General features: G+C 71.8%; 12 protein-coding genes. 6 read left to right on the forward strand and 6 right to left on the reverse strand.

Annotation, left to right across the window (positions count from 1 at the left end; translation table 11 throughout):
• The first annotated feature begins 58 nt into the window (after window positions 1–58).
• The 3 genes from ASD23_RS04765 (at window position 59) to ASD23_RS04775 (ending at window position 2,805) form a co-directional block, all read left to right on the forward strand.
• Window positions 59–589, forward strand: a complete 531-nt coding sequence (locus tag ASD23_RS04765; protein WP_056006906.1) for a hypothetical protein — start codon at window positions 59–61, stop codon at window positions 587–589.
• Window positions 577–885, forward strand: coding sequence for a hypothetical protein (locus ASD23_RS04770; RefSeq protein WP_056006909.1), 309 nt, complete (start codon window positions 577–579; stop codon window positions 883–885). The genes ASD23_RS04765 and ASD23_RS04770 overlap by 13 nt, the downstream gene beginning before the upstream one ends.
• A gap of 75 nt (window positions 886–960) precedes the next feature.
• The gene (locus ASD23_RS04775) at window positions 961–2,805 is read left to right on the forward strand and encodes a cation:proton antiporter (protein WP_056006912.1); all 1,845 of its coding nucleotides are present in this window, start codon (window positions 961–963) and stop codon (window positions 2,803–2,805) included.
• A gap of 14 nt (window positions 2,806–2,819) precedes the next feature.
• On the opposite strand, the gene ASD23_RS04780 is transcribed toward ASD23_RS04775, so the two are convergent.
• The 5 genes from ASD23_RS04780 to ASD23_RS04800 all read right to left on the reverse strand — a co-directional run bounded on the left by ASD23_RS04780 (window position 2,820) and on the right by ASD23_RS04800 (window position 8,358).
• On the reverse strand, window positions 2,820–3,755 hold the full coding sequence (locus ASD23_RS04780; protein ID WP_056006914.1) for an NAD(P)/FAD-dependent oxidoreductase: 936 nt from the start codon (window positions 3,753–3,755) through the stop codon (window positions 2,820–2,822).
• Window positions 3,756–3,935: 180 nt separating this feature from the next.
• Complete coding sequence (locus tag ASD23_RS04785) at window positions 3,936–4,490, reverse strand: TetR/AcrR family transcriptional regulator (RefSeq protein WP_056006917.1); 555 nt, start codon at window positions 4,488–4,490, stop codon at window positions 3,936–3,938.
• A gap of 60 nt (window positions 4,491–4,550) precedes the next feature.
• Window positions 4,551–6,638 (reverse strand): YhgE/Pip family protein, encoded by a 2,088-nt coding sequence (locus ASD23_RS04790; RefSeq protein ID WP_056006919.1) that lies wholly within the window; start codon window positions 6,636–6,638, stop codon window positions 4,551–4,553.
• Window positions 6,638–7,369, reverse strand: a complete 732-nt coding sequence (locus tag ASD23_RS04795; RefSeq protein ID WP_056006920.1) for an ATP-binding cassette domain-containing protein — start codon at window positions 7,367–7,369, stop codon at window positions 6,638–6,640. The genes ASD23_RS04790 and ASD23_RS04795 overlap by 1 nt, the downstream gene beginning before the upstream one ends.
• Before the next feature lie 86 nt (window positions 7,370–7,455).
• Window positions 7,456–8,358, reverse strand: coding sequence for an SMP-30/gluconolactonase/LRE family protein (locus ASD23_RS04800; RefSeq protein WP_056006922.1), 903 nt, complete (start codon window positions 8,356–8,358; stop codon window positions 7,456–7,458).
• 136 nt (window positions 8,359–8,494) lie between these two features.
• Here ASD23_RS04800 and ASD23_RS04805 point away from each other — a divergent pair, with 136 nt between their 5' ends.
• Window positions 8,495–9,388, forward strand: coding sequence for a dihydrodipicolinate synthase family protein (locus ASD23_RS04805; RefSeq protein ID WP_235507628.1), 894 nt, complete (start codon window positions 8,495–8,497; stop codon window positions 9,386–9,388).
• Window positions 9,385–10,104 (forward strand): SDR family NAD(P)-dependent oxidoreductase, encoded by a 720-nt coding sequence (locus tag ASD23_RS04810; protein ID WP_056006927.1) that lies wholly within the window; start codon window positions 9,385–9,387, stop codon window positions 10,102–10,104. Before ASD23_RS04805 ends, ASD23_RS04810 begins: the two co-directional genes overlap by 4 nt.
• 115 nt (window positions 10,105–10,219) lie before the next feature.
• Here the strand turns inward: ASD23_RS04810 and ASD23_RS04815 are convergent, their stop codons facing one another.
• Entirely contained in the window at window positions 10,220–14,260 is a 4,041-nt protein-coding gene (locus tag ASD23_RS04815; RefSeq protein ID WP_157377008.1) for a golvesin C-terminal-like domain-containing protein, read from the reverse strand.
• 109 nt (window positions 14,261–14,369) lie between these two features.
• Here ASD23_RS04815 and ASD23_RS04820 point away from each other — a divergent pair, with 109 nt between their 5' ends.
• Window positions 14,370–15,335: an acetylxylan esterase gene (locus ASD23_RS04820; protein ID WP_056006933.1), complete on the forward strand. Its 966-nt coding sequence runs from the start codon at window positions 14,370–14,372 to the stop codon at window positions 15,333–15,335.
• Window positions 15,336–15,481 lie beyond the last annotated feature (146 nt).

Here is a 15,481-nt window from a genome sequence, read left to right on the forward strand (position 1 = left end):
CCGCGCACCACAGGATGGGTCCGCCGCGTTCGCGGCTGTGTGCAGAGGAGAGACACGAATGGCGACCAAGCCGACACTGATGGCATTCGCGGCAGCTGGTGCCGCGGTGACCCTGATGCTCAGCGGATGCTCGAGCTCCGGACCCGAGACGAAGCAGATCGGCGAGTCGGCGAGCTTCGACCTGACCTCGGGCGAGGCGACGCTGCCGGTGGAGGTCTCGGTGACCTCGCTCGAGCAGGCGCCCGCAGCTGTCGCGGAGGCCTATTCCGGCGGCGACGAGATCTGGTTCGCCGACATCGACTTCCGCTACACGGGCGACGCCGTCGACGACCCCGCCACCCTCAACCTCCTCTTCTCGGGCATCTACTCCGAACTCGCGAACGGCGACTATCTCGACTCCACGTTCACCGGCATGGAGGAGTGCAACGGCGCGCAGGGCGGAAGCCCGACCGAGATCGTCGAGGCGCTCGCGGCCGGCGAGACGGTCTCCGGATGCTTCCCGCTCTCGTCCGACGGCGACAACGGCGTCATCGGGGTGTACGTCGGTTCCGCGAACCTCGACGAAGGCGGTGCGCTGTGGCGTCCGTAACCCCGAACGAGCCGCAGACACCGCCCGCGGCGTCGGACGCCGATCCGTCGACTGCGCACGACGAGGAGCGCGAGACACCGTGGGGATGGTTCGGCGGCGGCGCGATCGCCCTCGCGATCGCCGTGGCGTGCTTCACCCCGCTCTGGGATGAGGTCGCCGACGGATCTTCGGGCCGCCGCGCCGGCTTCTCGGCCCTGCTCGGATCGATCGGGCCGTTCGGCATCGCCGGCATCGCCCTCGTGGTCGCCGTCGTCTTCGTGGTCCTCGGGGTACGCGAGATGCGCAGGCAGCACTAGGCCACCACCGGGCCTCAGGGTCGCCGCCGCGTACCGCCCGAGCGGCGGCGACCGCTGTCGCGGCAGAATGCTCACATGGATCTGCTCCTCGCGGGCGTGCTCGCACTGCTCGCCATCGCCGCCGCGACCGCCGTCTCGCCGAAGCTCGGCGTGGCCGCGCCGTTGCTCCTCGTGCTCGTGGGCCTCGGCGTCGGCCTGCTGCCGGCGGTGCCCGAGTTCGAGATCGACCCGGAGTGGATCCTCGCGGGCGTGCTGCCCCCGCTCCTCTACTCGGCCGCGGTCTCGATGCCGGCGATGGAGTTCCGCCGCGACTTCGGTGCGATCAGCGGGCTCTCGGTCGTGCTCGTCGTGATCACAGCGGTGCTGCTCGGCCTGCTGTTCGCCTGGCTGATCCCCGGTCTCGGCATCGCGTGGGGCATCGCGCTCGGTGCGATCGTCAGCCCCACCGACGCGGTCGCGACCTCGATCGTGAAACGTCTCGGCGTCTCGCCCCGGGTGGTGGCGATGCTCGAGGGCGAGAGCCTGCTCAACGACGCGAGCGCCCTCGTGCTGCTGCGTGCGGCGATCGCGGGCGCCGCGGCATCCGTCTCGATCTGGGGCGTCGCCGGGTCGTTCGTCTACTCGATCGTCATCGCCGCCGTGATCGGCGTCGCCGTCGGCTGGGTCAACCTGCGGGTGCGCGCGCGCATCGCCAACCCGACGGTCAACACCGTGATCTCGTTCACGATGCCCTTCCTCGCCGCGATCCCCGCCGAGCACCTCGGCGCGTCGGGCCTCGTCGCCGCCGTCGTCGCGGGGCTCGTCACCGGCCGCGGCGCCGCGCGCTACCTCAGCCCGCAGCATCGACTGTCGGACGCCCAGAACTGGCGCACGGTCGAGCTCGTGCTCGAGGGCGCGGTGTTCCTCGTGATGGGGCTCGAGCTCACCGCGATCGTCGCGGACGTCGAGGAGGCCCACGAGGGCGCCTGGTTCGCGGTCGGGCTCGCGGCGATCGCGCTGACGGCCACCGTGCTCATCCGGGCCGCCTTCGTCGCCCCGCTGCTCGCCGCGCTCTCGCGTCAGGCGAGACGCGCAGCCACGATCAAGGACGTCATCGCCGACCGCGCCGCCGGCGGTGCGGCGAGCCTCGAGCGCGGGCCGGGTCGCGGCCGGGAGCGCGGTCGCGCCGCCATCGAGACGAAGCACCTCGAGCATCGGGCCTCGCTCGGCGACGGGCGCCGCGGCTCGAAGCCTCCCTCGCCGGCGACGGCCGAACGGTTCCGCACGGTGTGGCGGCGACGTGTCGCCGACATCGACTACCTCCTCGCCCAGCCGCTCGGCTGGCGCGAGGGCACGATCGTCGTGTGGGCGGGAATGCGCGGCGTGGTGACGCTCGCCGCCGCGCAGACGCTGCCGTCCGAGACGCCGAGCCGCTCACTCCTCGTCCTGATCGCGTTCGTCGTCGCGGTCGGTTCGCTGCTCGTGCAGGGCGGAACGCTGCCGTGGCTCGTGCACCGGCTCCTGCCGGCCCGCGACCCCGGCGAGAGTCTCGCGGAGCGACGCGAGCTCGAGGGCGTTCTGCGCAGCGCCGCGATGGCCGAGATGGCGAGGGACGACGACCCCGCGGTGCGCGAGGTCGCCGAGCGCATGCGCGCCGCCTGGCAGCTCTCGAACGCCGAGGGCGAAGCGGATGCTGCGGATGACACGGATGCCTCGAACGACACGGATGGCTCGGCCGGGTCTCGCGCCGTGGCATCCGCCCGCCGGATCGATCCGGAGCAGGTGCGCCTGTTGCGGCTCCGCATGATCGAGGCGGAGCGCACCGCCCTGCTCGACGCGCGCGACGACGGAACGTTCAGCGCCGCGGCGCTCAGTGCCGCGCTCGAGGACCTCGACGCCGAGCAGATCAGCATCGAGCTGAAGGGCACCGAGAGCGCCTGACCTCGACGGCTCGCTCAGCGTTCGAGGTCCCGCCGCACCGATCGTGCGATGTCCTCTGCGGTGAGGTCGGCGTTGACGGCTCCGGCGATGAGCGACCCCGCTCCGAGTGACACCGAGACGTTCGAGCGTCGATCGACCACGTTCCCGACGGCCCAGACGTGCTCGACGCTCGTGCGGCCGTCGGCATCGACCTCCACCCACGAACCGTCGGCGTCATCGATGGTTCGCGCTCCGAGTTCTCGCAGCAGCCGATCTCGCGGGTGCAGCGTCGTCGCCGTGAAGATCGACTCGACCTGCACCGACCGGTCGTCCAGCTGGACGGCCTCGACCCGGCCTTCATTCGAACGGACCGCTCGCACCCGACCCCGCTCGACCCGGATGCCCCGCCCCTCCAGGGTCCGCAGCGCTCCGGCGCCGGGCTCGCCGACGTCGTTCGGGAAGTAGACGATCGTGTCGGACCACTGGCGCAGCTGGTGCGCCTGATCGATGCCCTTGGGGCCGGTGGCGATCACGCCGATGGTGTCGTTGCGCCGCTCCCACCCGTCGCAGTAGGGGCACACGACCACGCCACGACCCCATTGCTCGCGCAGGCCGGCGATCTCGGGGAGTTCGTCGCGGAGGCCGGTGGACACGATCAGCCGCCGTGCCCGCACGGCACCCGAGGGGCCGTCCACGTCGATGCCGGCCGGGCCGACGCGAACCCTGCCCACCCGCCCTTCGACGACGATCCCACCGTGCCGTTCGACTTCGCCGCGACCCCGCTCGAGCAGGGCGGTCGGGGGCATGCCGTCGTGACCGAGCACACCGTGCATGTGCTCGGCGACCCCGTTCCTCGGGTCGCCCGCGTCGAAGACGATCACTCGCCGGCGCGCCCGCGCGAGCGAGAGCGCCGCGCTGAGCCCGGCCGGACCCCCGCCCACCACTGCGACGTCGAATCCATCGGATGCCATGCGCGTACCCTACGCTCACCCGGCGACGCGCGCGTCCCCCGCACTCGTGCACGGATCGACCGGATGCCTCATGTGAGATCCGCCTCACATGAGGCAGGTCTCACTTGCGCGATCTGGCGTCTCGAACGAACCGACCACTCAGCGCAAGTAGGCCGGCGCTCAGCGAACGTGGACCGGCGCTCAGCGCACGTGGAGCGTCGCGAGGATCGCGGCGGCGACCTCGTCGCGGCTGCGCTCGGGCTCGAAGACGAGCCACTCGAGCCCCGACATGAGCACCGCGCCGAAGACGCCCGAGGCCATGATGCTGCTGCGCCCGGCCGCGGCATCCGTCTCGTCGATCGCCTCGGCGAACACGGCGAGCGCATCGTGCCGGAGCGCGAACAGGGTCTCCTGCCACGCCCGGTCGGTGCGGAAGATCTCCGACGCCATGAGCCGCGCGAGCGCGGAGTTCTCGGCGACGATGTCGAGCAGCCGGATGACGAGCGCGTCGACCGCGTCCCATCCGCGGAGCTCGCCCTTGGCGCTGCGGAGGGACTCGGCGAGCGCGCCGACCCCCTCCTGCAGCATGGCCTCGAAGAGCTGGTCCTTCGAGCTGAAGTTGTAGTACAGGCTGCCCTTGGCGACGCCGGCGAGTTCGGCGACCTCGTCCATCGTCGTGCCGGTGATGCCCTTGGTGGCCGCCAGCTCGAGCGCGGCGTCCAGGATGGCGCGCTTCGTCGTGTTCGCGCGTGCCATGTCGTCTCCTCGTCGTTCGCTCGAGCTGTGCGGTGGCGTCGCCGACTGCCGCCGGGCCGGCTAGATCGCCAGCTCGGGGTGCAGCCGGCTGACGCTCCACATGCGCTGCCGGCCGGCGCTCCAGGCGCTGATCGCGAGCGAGCCCACGAGGATGCCGGCGAGCACGAGCACCGAAAGCCACAGTCTAGAGTCCACCCCTCCGGTGATGAGCTCGCGCAGGCCGCTCACCACGTAGGAGGCGGGCATGTACGGATGCAGCCACTGGAAGAAGGCCGGCGTCGTCTCGACGGGGTAGGTGCCGCCCGACGAGCTGAGCTGCAGCATGAGCAGCACGAGGCTCACCACCCGGCCGGCGGCGGTGCCGAGCACGATGATGAACATCTGCTGCAGCGCGAGGAAGGCGAGCGTCACGAGGTAGATGAACGCCGAGGTGCCGAGCCAGTACACCGGTTCGAGGCCGATGCCGTAGACCAGCACGAGCACCATGATCACGACCTGGCCGAGACCGATCGCCATCGCGGGCAGGAAGCCGGTCATGACGGCGCGAAGGCCCGTGGCCGAGGCGGCGAGCGCCCGGGTCGGCAGCGCGCGCAGGATGAGCCACGTGATCAGCCCGCCGACGAAGGTCGCGAGGGCGATGAAGAACGGGGCGAAGCCCTCGCCGAAGCTCTTCGACTCGTTCTGCCAGCTCTCGTCGAGCTGCACTGGTGCGGCCATGACGTCGGCCTTCACCTCGATGTCGGTGGAGCTGAGCTGCGGCGCCTCCGCGGCGCCCTCGCCGAGCTTGTCGGCGAGCGTCCGGCTGCCGTCTGAGAGCTGCGCGGCACCCGAGGCGAGCGCGGTGCCGCCTACGGCGAGCTCGCCGGTGCCGCTCACGAGGTCGTCGGTGCCGGAACTGAGCCGCGCGGCACCGTTCGCGATGGTCTGGGCGCCGGATGCCGCTTCGCCCGACTTGGTCGAGAGCGTCGACGCTCCGTCGCTCACCTGGGCGGCGCCCGCCGCGAGTTCCGCAGCCTTTGGGGCACCGGCCGTGAGTCCGGCGGAGAGCTGGTCGACGGCCCCGGCGTACTGGCTGCTGAGCCCGGCGTACCCCTGCACGGTCGGCAGGGCGGCCTGTGCCCCGCTGTTCAGCTCGCCGGCACCCGCCGAGATCGCCTGCACTGCCGGAAGAAGGCTGCTCGCGGGCAGGTCGGGGTTCGCCTGCATCTGCGCTGCGAGCGCTTCGAGCGAGCCCGAGAGTTGCTCCGTGCCGGCCGCGAGGTCGCCGGTCTTCGCCGCGATCCCTGCTGCGCCGTCCGCGAGGCCGTGCGCCTTCTGGGCGAGCACGGCGGAGCCGTTCGCAGCGTCGTTCACCTTGCCCGAGAGCTCGGCCGCGCCGTTCGAGACCTGCGTCGCCCCGGCCGAGAGGGTGCCGGCGCCCGAGGCGAGCTGCTGGAGGCCGTCGGCGAGGGTGCCGGTGCCGTCGGCGAGCTGCACCGCACCCGCATCGAGGGTGCCGGCGCCGCTCGCGAGGTCGCCGAGGCCGACGACGAGTCGGCCGGCCCCGTCGTTCGCGGTGGCGATGCCGTCGGCGAGCGTCGTCGCTCCCTCGGCGGCGGAGCGGATGCCGTCGCCGGCGTCGTTCAACCCGATGAGCATGGCGTCGGCGGTCTGCTGGCCCACCTGTTCGGCCACGGTGTCGCGGAGCTGGATCATGGCCTGCTTGCCGAGTGTGGAGGCGAGGAAGCTGTTCGAGTCGTTGTAGTCGACCTCGACGGTCGCGGGCTTCGGGTCGTCGGAGCCGACCGAGACGGCGCTGGCGGAGAAGTCGGCCGGGATCGTGACGGCGAAGTAGTAGTCGCCGTCGGTGACGCCGGTCGTGGCGTCCGCGGCATCCGTCACCTGCCAGTCGAGGTCGTTCCGGCTCGTGAGCTCGTCGACGAGGTCGTCACCGGCGGTGATCGGCTCGCCGTCGCGGCTCGCGCCGACGTCTTCGTTCACGAGGGCGACGGGGAGGTTCTTCAACTCGTCGGTCGGCGCCCAGAACGCCCAGAGGTACAGGGCGCCGTAGATGAGGGGGATGAAGAGGAGCACGACGAGCGCGATCTTGGGCAGCGTGCCCTTGCCGAAGCGGCGCAGCTCCGTGCCGGAGGAGAGGAAGGCGAACATCAGGCATGCTCCAGGATGAGGTCGAGGGCGTCGGGGGCGGCTTCTGCCGGAACCTCGGGCGCGGTGGTGGTGAGGTCGAAGGCGAGCGGCGCGATGCCGAGCTCGTTCCAGATGACGGTGTCGGGCGCGGCAGCGGATGCCACGACGGCGGTGCCCGCCCGCGTGATCGCGTCGAGGCGCTGCCAGAGCACGCGCCGAGCGGCGGGCGACTGCACCTGCTCGATCTGGTCGAAGAAGAGCACCTCGGGCTCGCTCATCATCGCGAGCGCGATGCGCAGCAGCACGGTCTGCACCTCGTCGAGATCCCAGATGAGGGTGTCGACCGACGGCAGCTGCACGTCCCCGAAGACGGGGGCGAGCACGCGCCGGAGCTCCGCGTCGTCGGTGCGGCGCACGATCGCCCACCAGGGCGCCAGCCAGGCGGCGCGCTCGCGGATCGCGGCACCGACGGTGACCGACTCCTCGAGGGTGTCGATGCCCTGGAACCCGGCGATCGCGGTGGCGCGCTGCACGGGTCGCGCGCGGCGCGGCAGTTCGTAGCCGAGCGTCTCTGCGGTGCCGCTCGAGGGCTTCATGCGGCCGGCGAGCGTGAGCAGCAGGCAGGTGCGACCGCTGCCGGCGGGGCCGTGCAGCACGGTGAGGCCGCGTTCGGCGACGAGGTTCACGGGGCCGTAGACGGGGCCGCGCTTGGAGTGGAGGGCGAGTTCGTGCGCCCGCACGATGATCGACACGATGCATCCTTCGGATTTGTACTGACTAGTCAGTCTAGATCCGTGACGCGGAAATGGCAACCCGGCCGGGTCGTCGACGCTCCCGCCTACGCGAGAGCGCCGGAGAGCACCCGCGGCGACGCGCCGCGCCACGGGAACGCCGGGGCGCCGCCGACCTCGACCTCGACGCCGAAGAGGGCGCCGTCGGCATCGGTCGGATCCGGCAGCCCGATGCTCGCCGTCGTGATCACGAGCAGCCGGTCGACGAGCGCCACGGCCGTCGGCCGCTTCGCCGGGAGCTCGATCGTCTCGAGCAGCACGCCGCTCGGCGAGTAACGGCGCACCTCGGCGGCGTCCCAGACCGCCACCCAGAGCATGCCCTCGAGGTCGATCGCCAGGCCGTCGGGATTTCCGCCCTCGACCCGGCACACGGTGCGCCGGTTGCCGAGCGTGCCGTCGGGCGCTACGTCGAAGGCCTCGATGCTCCGGTGCGGGAGCGTGTCGATGTAGTACAGGGTCTCGCCGGTGCGATCGAACGCGAGCCCGTTCGAGACGGTCACGCCACCGAGGCGCTCGGTCGCCACCCCGTCGGCGTCGAAACTCCAGAGCGAGCAGTGCGGGTCCCTCGGCATCGACTGGCTGCCCACCCAGAAGCGGCCGAGCGGGTCGGCCCCACCGTCGTTCATGTAGTCGTCGCCCGAGGCGATGCCGACCGCGATCGGCGAGACGACACCGTCGTCGCCCACATGCACGAGCCCCTGGTCGACGGCCACGGCCCAGCCGGAGCCTCGTTCGACGAGCGGCACGGGCGCGCCGATCTGCCGCCCGACGATCGTCGCGGTCGTCGGCACCACCATTCCGCCGTCGAGACGCCCGCGGTGGAACGCACCGGTCGCCATGTCGATCCAGCCGAGACCGCCGTCACGGCCGTCCCAACGCGGGGACTCAGCCTGGACGTACCGCTCGGCGGAGATGATCTCGACGGTTCGTGAGGGAGTGGAGCGCGACATCCGTGTCATCCTTCGGTGGTGGTGTTACCCGATATGTGGCAGGCTATCTCACAATATGAATGTCAGTTGCGAGACTGGCAGAAGCAACGACGCTGAAGTGAGGAACTGGCCGATGGCCCCGATGCTCCATGGCTTGATGCCGATTCTTGCCACCCCGTTCGATGAATCCGGCGCGCTCGACCGCCCCAGCCTGCGCCGACTGGTCGAGTTCCAGCTCGCCTCCGGCGTCGACGGCGTCGCCGTCTTCGGTATGGCGAGCGAGGGCTTCGCCCTCACGGCCGCCGAGCGGCGCACCATCCTCTCCGACGTCGTCGAACTCGTCGACGGCCGGGTGCCCGTCATCGCCGGGGTCAACGGCACCTCGACCGCGACCTCGATCGAGCAGTCGCTCATCGCACAGGAGGGCGGCGCGGACGCGCTCATGGTGCTGCCGCCGTTCATGGTGAAGCCGCCCGCCGCGAGCCTCGTCGACTTCTACGCCGAGGTCGCCTCCGCCACCTCCCTCTCGGTCATGGTGCAGGACGCCCCCGGCGTCACGGGCGTCGCCATGGCCCCGTCGCTCATCGCCGAGCTCTCCCGTCTCGACGGCGTCGACTCGGTGAAGATCGAGGCTCCCCCGACGGCGCCCAAGGTCGGCGCGGTCGTCGAGGCGATCGGCGACGCCGAGTTCGCCGTGCTCGGCGGGCAGAACGCGCAGTTCTGCCTCGAGGAGTACGCACGCGGCGCGGTCGGCACGATGCCGGCCTGCGAGTTCGCCGACCTGCTCGCGCCGGTGCTCGAGCAGTTCATCACCGGGCGCGTCGACGAGGCGCGCGCCGGGTTCCGACGTATGCTCCCCCTCGTGCTGGTGGGCCTGCAGGGCGGCATCGCGTGGGCGGTGCACAAGGAGGTGCTCGTGGCGCGCGGCATCATCGACCACGCCACCGTGCGCTACCCGGCTGCCCGACTCGACGCCGGCAGCCGCGCCGCCGTCGACCTCGTGATCGAGGAGCTCGACCTCCCGCCGTTGCCCACCGCGGTGCGCGTGTGACCCGCCGCGGCGTCCTGCTGATCGGCGGCGGCTCCGACATCGGGCTCGCGATCGCCCGCGCCTTCGTCGAGCAGGGCGACGCGGTCGTCGGCGTCGGGCTCGAGACATCCGCCGACCCCGTCTTCGAACGGTACCTCGTCGCCGACTGCAGCCGAGCGGATGCCGCGGCGCAGGCCGTCGCCGACGCCGAGCTCGCGCTCGGCCGGCTCGACGTCGTGGTGCTCGCCGCCGCCCGCATGCCCATCGGCCGTGCCGACGCCACGAGCGACGAGGACTGGCGGGGGTCCCTCGGGGCGACGCTCGACTCCGCGTTCTTCGTGGCGCGTGCGGCGCTGCCGCGCCTCGCCTCGGGCTCGTCGATCGTCGCCGTCACCTCGGTAAACGCGTCGCTCGCGGCCCCGGCGCTGCCGGCCTACGCCGCCGCCAAGGCCGGCGTCGAGGGCCTCGTGCGCCAGCTCGCCCTCGACTACGGCCCCCGCGGGATCCGGGTCAACGCGGTGGCACCCGGAAGCATCTCGGCGACCGACACCGGCGAGAGCGAGGGCTACCCGCTCGGCCGCATCGGCCGCCCCGAAGAGGTCGCCGCCGTCGTGGCGTTCCTCGGCTCCGACGCCTCCTCGTTCGTCACGGGCACGACCATCGCCGTCGACGGCGGGCTGTCGATCTCGTCGCCCGCCGCCTGGCTGAAGCCCGCCCTGCGCGACCGCTGGCTCTGAGCCCCGGTCCGGCGCCCGGCGCCCGGCGCTGCACGCCACCTGCTCATCGCTGCGCCTTCCGCAGCAGAACGCCTGCCGGCCGGTGCTCTCGCACTCGGCCGGCAGGCGTTCGCCGTCAGTTCCCGACGCGGACGAATTGCGCGGCGCTGACCCGGTGGAACGAGGTGTTGCGGACCTCCAGTCGCACGACGCCGACCGCACCGGCGTCGTACCGGAACGTGCCGAGCGGACGCCACGCAGCCGCCCCGACGGTCTGGTCCACGATGACCTCGGTGCTGCCGCCCTGATGCTCGACGATGTAGGCCGCTGAGGTCGTCGTCGTCGGGTTCGTCGGATACCAGACGGAGACCCGGTACTCGCCGGCGTCCGGCAGGTCCACCTGCCAGGTCACCGTGCTGCCCACCGAATCGACGTCGCTGTAGCGGGTGCGAGTGCCGTTCCAGCCCGCCAGGCCGCTCGGGAACCACAACCCGGTCTCCAGGTAGCCGGGCCACGGCGACTGCGTGTGGGCGATCACGCCCTCGTCGGCGACCCGCACCAGCACGCCGCGACGCAGGGTCCCGTCGAGTCGCGCCTCGAACCGGGTCGTGGATCCCGGCTTCACGGCCGCGCCCGCGGTCACCGTCCAGGTGTGGGTCAGGTCGGAGCGCGGCGGCACCTCGATCACGACGTCCTTCTGGCCGACGGTCCACCCCGAGAAGCCGAAGAGCGACAGCGTGCCGCGCAGGGGGGTGACGCCGGTGTTGATCACCAGAGCCGTCAGTCGCGCGGTGGCGCCCGGGCCGCTGATGATCGCGGTGTCGGTGGTCAGCGACACCAGTCGGCGGCTGTCGATCACCTCGATGGACGCGGGCCGCAGTTCGAGGGGGTCGCCCTCGGCGACCGACACGGATGCCTCGACCTGGACCTCGCCCGGCGGCGTGCCGGGCGCGATGATCGCCGCCGACTCCACCCGGGCGAACCCCTGGGGCGGAACGGAGACCGCCGGCACCGCACCGTCGAGCTGCCACCCGGCAGGCAGCGTCAGGGCCACCTCACCGGCGAACGGGTCGTCGCTCGCATTGCGCACCTCGAACATGAGCGGCACCCGGTCGCCGGCCGTGCTCGTCGCCTGCGCGACCACGTCGCCTGCGATCGGGGCATCGGCGCCGCCGATGCGACCGGGCACGCGCAGCGTGACCTCCTCGGTGGTCTTGGCGCCGACCGTGATCGTATAGCTGAACGCGTCGGCCGACGAGGCGACCGGGATCGTCCACTCGTACGGGTAGCCCTTCGACGCCGCCTGCTTCACGGGTTCGTCGCCGATGCGGTAGCCGAGGGTGGCCGGCTCCTCCGTGTCGATCTGCACGTAGGCGTCGTATCCGTCGCCGCCGGGTCGCACGAGGAGCACGCCGCGGGCGAGGCCGTAGTCGGTGCCCGGGTCGGAGTCGACCTCGTGGAAGCTGTCGGTGCCGCGATCGACGAGGTCGTCGAACGGCTGCGCCGGCCGGTCGACCGTGACGCCGCGGACGACGAGGGCGACGAGCCCGTGGCCGGGCACTCGCACCTTGATGCGTCCGCCGGCGGCGACCTGCGCCGAACGGGTGCCGTCGGCGGCCACCACCTCGACCGCGGGGGCGTCGCCGCCCGTCAGCCCGGTGAGCTCACCGGTGAGGTCGACGACGACGAACTGCGCATCGGCCGCCGAGTTCGTGAGGCTCACGTACAGGGCGTCGTTCCCGACCCCGGTCATCCAGTTGACCAACGGGTTGTCGAGCGAGATCAGGCCGGCCGGGAAGTACGGCCACACGCCGTCCTCGCCGAAGAAGGTGCCGGGGGCGTGCCCGTAGGCGAAGTACTTGAAGTACGCGAAGTCGGCCTCGAAGACGTGCGGGAAGTCGATCTGCCCTGCACTGCGGTAGAAGCTCTCGTTGATGAGGTAGTCCATCGCGAGGCCGAGCTGGGCGGGTGCGTGGTGGAAGTAGTACCCGGTGATCCCGACCGGGCCGCTCGTCGCGAAGTCGGGCTTCATCTGCGCGACCTGGAACTGGCGGCTGTAGTAGCCGGGGTAGGTGGTGAATCGGCCGATGACCATGTTGTGCGCGACGTCGGCGAGCAGCGGGTCGCCGGCGTGGTGAGCCAGCCGCAGCAGGGCGCCGGCCCAGCACGGGTTGAAGACGTACCCGCCGCCGGGATCGGTCAGCGAACTGGTCCCGAGCTTGAACGACGACAGCGCCTCGAACGTGAGGCCGGTCGGCGAGACGTACCAGGCGGGCACGGTCTCGGGCGCGACATCCGTCGTCGGATAGTCGGGAAGCGACGATCGCGACTCCCAGTCGTACTGCTGCACGACCACGTGCCCCTCGGGCACCGTGATCGTCTGGTCGGGCACCGGCCGAACCGCCGTCTGCGTGATGAATCGCTGCGCCTCGCGATGCGCGCCCTCGAGGAACACGGCCTCGCCGGTCAGCTCGAACAGCACCAGGAGGTCGACCCAGTACTTCGAGAAGCTGTAGGCGAATCCACCGGGCGGCTGCCCGTTGCCGCGGTACGGCGTGAGGATCTCCTCCTGCACGTAGCGCCGGCCGATCAGGGTCGCCTCGGTCAGGTAGGCCGGGTCGCCGGTCAGCTGATAGGTGGCCAGGGCGGTCGCGAACGGTGCCCGGCTCTGCCCGACGACGCCGGCCTTGGTGGCCTGCACCGCGAGCCGCTGGAAGGCCGCGTTGCGCCCGTGGGTGAGCTGGGACAGCGCCGCGAGGTTCACCGCGTCGGTGGGGATCCGGCCGATCCGGTACTGCGTCTTGTCGTTGTAGACCGAGCCGCCGATGACGGGCGAGTGGCCGATCCCCTTGCGCGACAGCTGGTACTCGAGGGCGGGCCGGGCTCGGCGGTCGTAGAGGGTGCCGTCGGCGGTGCCGGTCAGGTAATGCGCCGAGAGCAGCACGCCGCTTGCCGCGGTGCGCACCGCGTCTTCGTTCTCGACGTCGACGAATCCCTTGGCGCGGTTCCACCAACCTGAGTAGGAGGGGATGAAGTCGACCGAGTCGTCGCCGTCGGGCTCGATCGCGATGAGCTCCGTCATCGCGTGGACGGCATCGGTCAGGGAGCGGTCGTAGACGTTGCTGCGGTACGCCTTCAGGCCGTACTCGCCGCGGCACAGCGCCGTGTACGCGTCATAGAGGCTGCCGATGCGCGCCGCGACGCCGAAGGCGAAGCCGCGACGTTCTCCGGCCGCCATGGCCGTCCGCAGGCCCGGTTGCGGCGCGTAGACGCTCGGCACGACGTCGAGGCTGTCGTTGCGCAGGCTCATCCCGTAGGGCTGCCGATCCGACATGAGCTGGCGCTCGTGCACGAACTCGGCCACCTCGGCCGGCAGGTAGACGCCCGAGGTGACGGCGACGCCGGCGACGGCGTACTGGGTCAGCGCCATGGGCGCGAACAGCTCCCACGCGCCGAGCGGGGCCGAGCCGTCGACCACGGTGAGGGCGTGCTGGTACGAGCCGCAGAGCACCTCGTCGAGGTCGTCGATGCCCTTGACGTCCTGGCTCTGGTAGCCGACGAGGTAGTCGCCGGCCTGCTTGGCCTTCAGCACGTAGTGCGCCTCGGGCTGGTCGCCGTCGAGCCGCCAGCGCACGACGAGCTCGACGTCATCGGTGCTGGTGCGCAGCTCGATCACCTGCCCGCTGAGGCGTCGATACGAGGTGAACCCCAGCCAGCTCGGCTGCAACGGCCCGTACAGCTCGGGTGCGCTGCCGTCGGGCAGCGTGCCGGCCAGCACGACCCATTGCTCGTCGAAGCGGTGGTCGGGGCTCGTCACCGACAGCCACTGTCCGTCGTGCTTGATCTCGAGGTCGCGGACGATCGTCTCGCCGCCGTCCCAGCGCGCCTGGTGGAAGGTCATGCGATGGTTTCGCCCGACGAGCCGCGCGACGCGGGTGAGCGAGAGGTTCGGCTTGTCGAGACGCCGCAGGGCGTCGGCGTAGGCGCCGCTGGTGCCGCTGAACCCGGGATCCGCCGCTGCGGCCTCCGGGTGGCCTCCGAAGACGGCAGGGAGCACCCCGGCCGCCAGCAGGAGCTGCAGCGCAGAGCGCCGGCTCCACTGCCCGGGGGCAGCTGGTGGGGCATCCGCTGGTGACGCGTCGGGGTCCATCGAATCGTGGTCGGCCGCTGGGCTCATCCTTGAATCCATGATGCATATGATGCATCCGTTATGCGACAGTGTCAATGGCAATGCAACCAGCGGTGCCGATAGCGTCGACCATGCCGACCCCCGAGAGGACCACGCAGTGACCAACTCCCCTTCCGAGGAACTGACCGAGTACTCGGTGACCGCGCTGCTGACGCCGCCCGGGCCGCCGGAGGAGCCGGCCGACTTCGACGAGTTCTGGCGCGGCACCTTCGAGGCGTACGGCGCCGGCCGGGTCGGGTGGGAGACGACGCGCGACCTCGACGCCACCGAGACCCACCAGGTGAGGCAGATCCGGTTCGACTCGTCCGCCGGCGAGCCGGCCGTGGCGTTCCTGATGGTGCCGCGCCTCGAGGCAGCGATCCGACGCGGCCTCGTGATCGGGCACGGATACGGCGGCCGCACGGCGCCCGACCTCGATCAGGTGCCCGCCGACACCGCCGCGATCTTCCCCGCGGCGCCGGGCACGCTGCCGAACACGGGCAGTCGCTTCCCGGCGCTCCCCGATGAGCACGTGCTCGCGGGCATCGCGCACCGCGACACCTACTCGCATCGATTCGCCGCCGCCGACGTCTGGCGAGCCGCGACCGTGCTGCTCGACGCCGCCCCGGAGGCTGCCGCGGCGCTCGACTTCAGCGGCGGCAGCTTCGGCGGCGGCATCGGGGCGATGGCCCTGCCCTGGGACGCCCGCTTCCGGCGCGCGTCGCTCGACGTCCCGAGCTTCGGGCACCATGCGATCCGCCTCACCCGACGCTGCACGGGCAGTGGCGAGGCCGTGCGACAGCACGTGCAGGAGCACCCCGAGGCGCGTGAGGTGCTCGGCTACTTCGATGCCGCCGTGGCGGCTCGGCGCATCCGCGTGCCCGTGCACGTGGCGGCGGCCGTGCTCGACCCGGCCGTCGACCCGCGAGGCCAGTTCGCCGTCTTCCACGCGCTGACCGCACCGAAGCGGCTCACCGTGCGCGCGAACGGGCACCTCGACGGCCCCATCGCCGAGGTCTCCGAGCGGATGGCGCGGCAGCACGCCGCCGACTTCTTCGCACTCCCCGACGACCGCCTGGCCTGAGGCGGGGCCGTCGGTTCGAGGCATCCGTCTCGAGCGGATGCCCGGCACCGAGGAGCCGGGCGAATGCGCAGCGACGGATGCCCCGGCGCACGCCGAACGCCGGCGGCCTGCGGGTCCCTCCGCAGGCGGCCGGCGCCGGGCGATCG

The organism is Agromyces sp. Root1464 (genome assembly GCF_001427265.1).
In the GTDB taxonomy this organism is placed as follows: Bacteria; Actinomycetota; Actinomycetes; order Actinomycetales; family Microbacteriaceae; genus Agromyces; species Agromyces fucosus.

Excerpts from the sequence above, each read along its gene's own strand:
- ASD23_RS04765 (WP_056006906.1), top strand. The coding sequence starts at position 59 with ATGGCGACCAAGCCGACACTGATGGCATTCGCGGCAGCTGGTGCCGCG.
- ASD23_RS04775 (WP_056006912.1), top strand. The coding sequence starts at position 961 with ATGGATCTGCTCCTCGCGGGCGTGCTCGCACTGCTCGCCATCGCCGCC.
- ASD23_RS04780 (WP_056006914.1), bottom strand. The coding sequence starts at position 3,755 with ATGGCATCCGATGGATTCGACGTCGCAGTGGTGGGCGGGGGTCCGGCC.
- ASD23_RS04785 (WP_056006917.1), bottom strand. The coding sequence starts at position 4,490 with ATGGCACGCGCGAACACGACGAAGCGCGCCATCCTGGACGCCGCGCTC.
- ASD23_RS04790 (WP_056006919.1), bottom strand. The coding sequence starts at position 6,638 with ATGTTCGCCTTCCTCTCCTCCGGCACGGAGCTGCGCCGCTTCGGCAAG.
- ASD23_RS04800 (WP_056006922.1), bottom strand. The coding sequence starts at position 8,358 with ATGTCGCGCTCCACTCCCTCACGAACCGTCGAGATCATCTCCGCCGAG.
- ASD23_RS04805 (WP_235507628.1), top strand. The coding sequence starts at position 8,495 with ATGCCGATTCTTGCCACCCCGTTCGATGAATCCGGCGCGCTCGACCGC.
- ASD23_RS04815 (WP_157377008.1), bottom strand. The coding sequence starts at position 14,260 with ATGAGCCCAGCGGCCGACCACGATTCGATGGACCCCGACGCGTCACCA.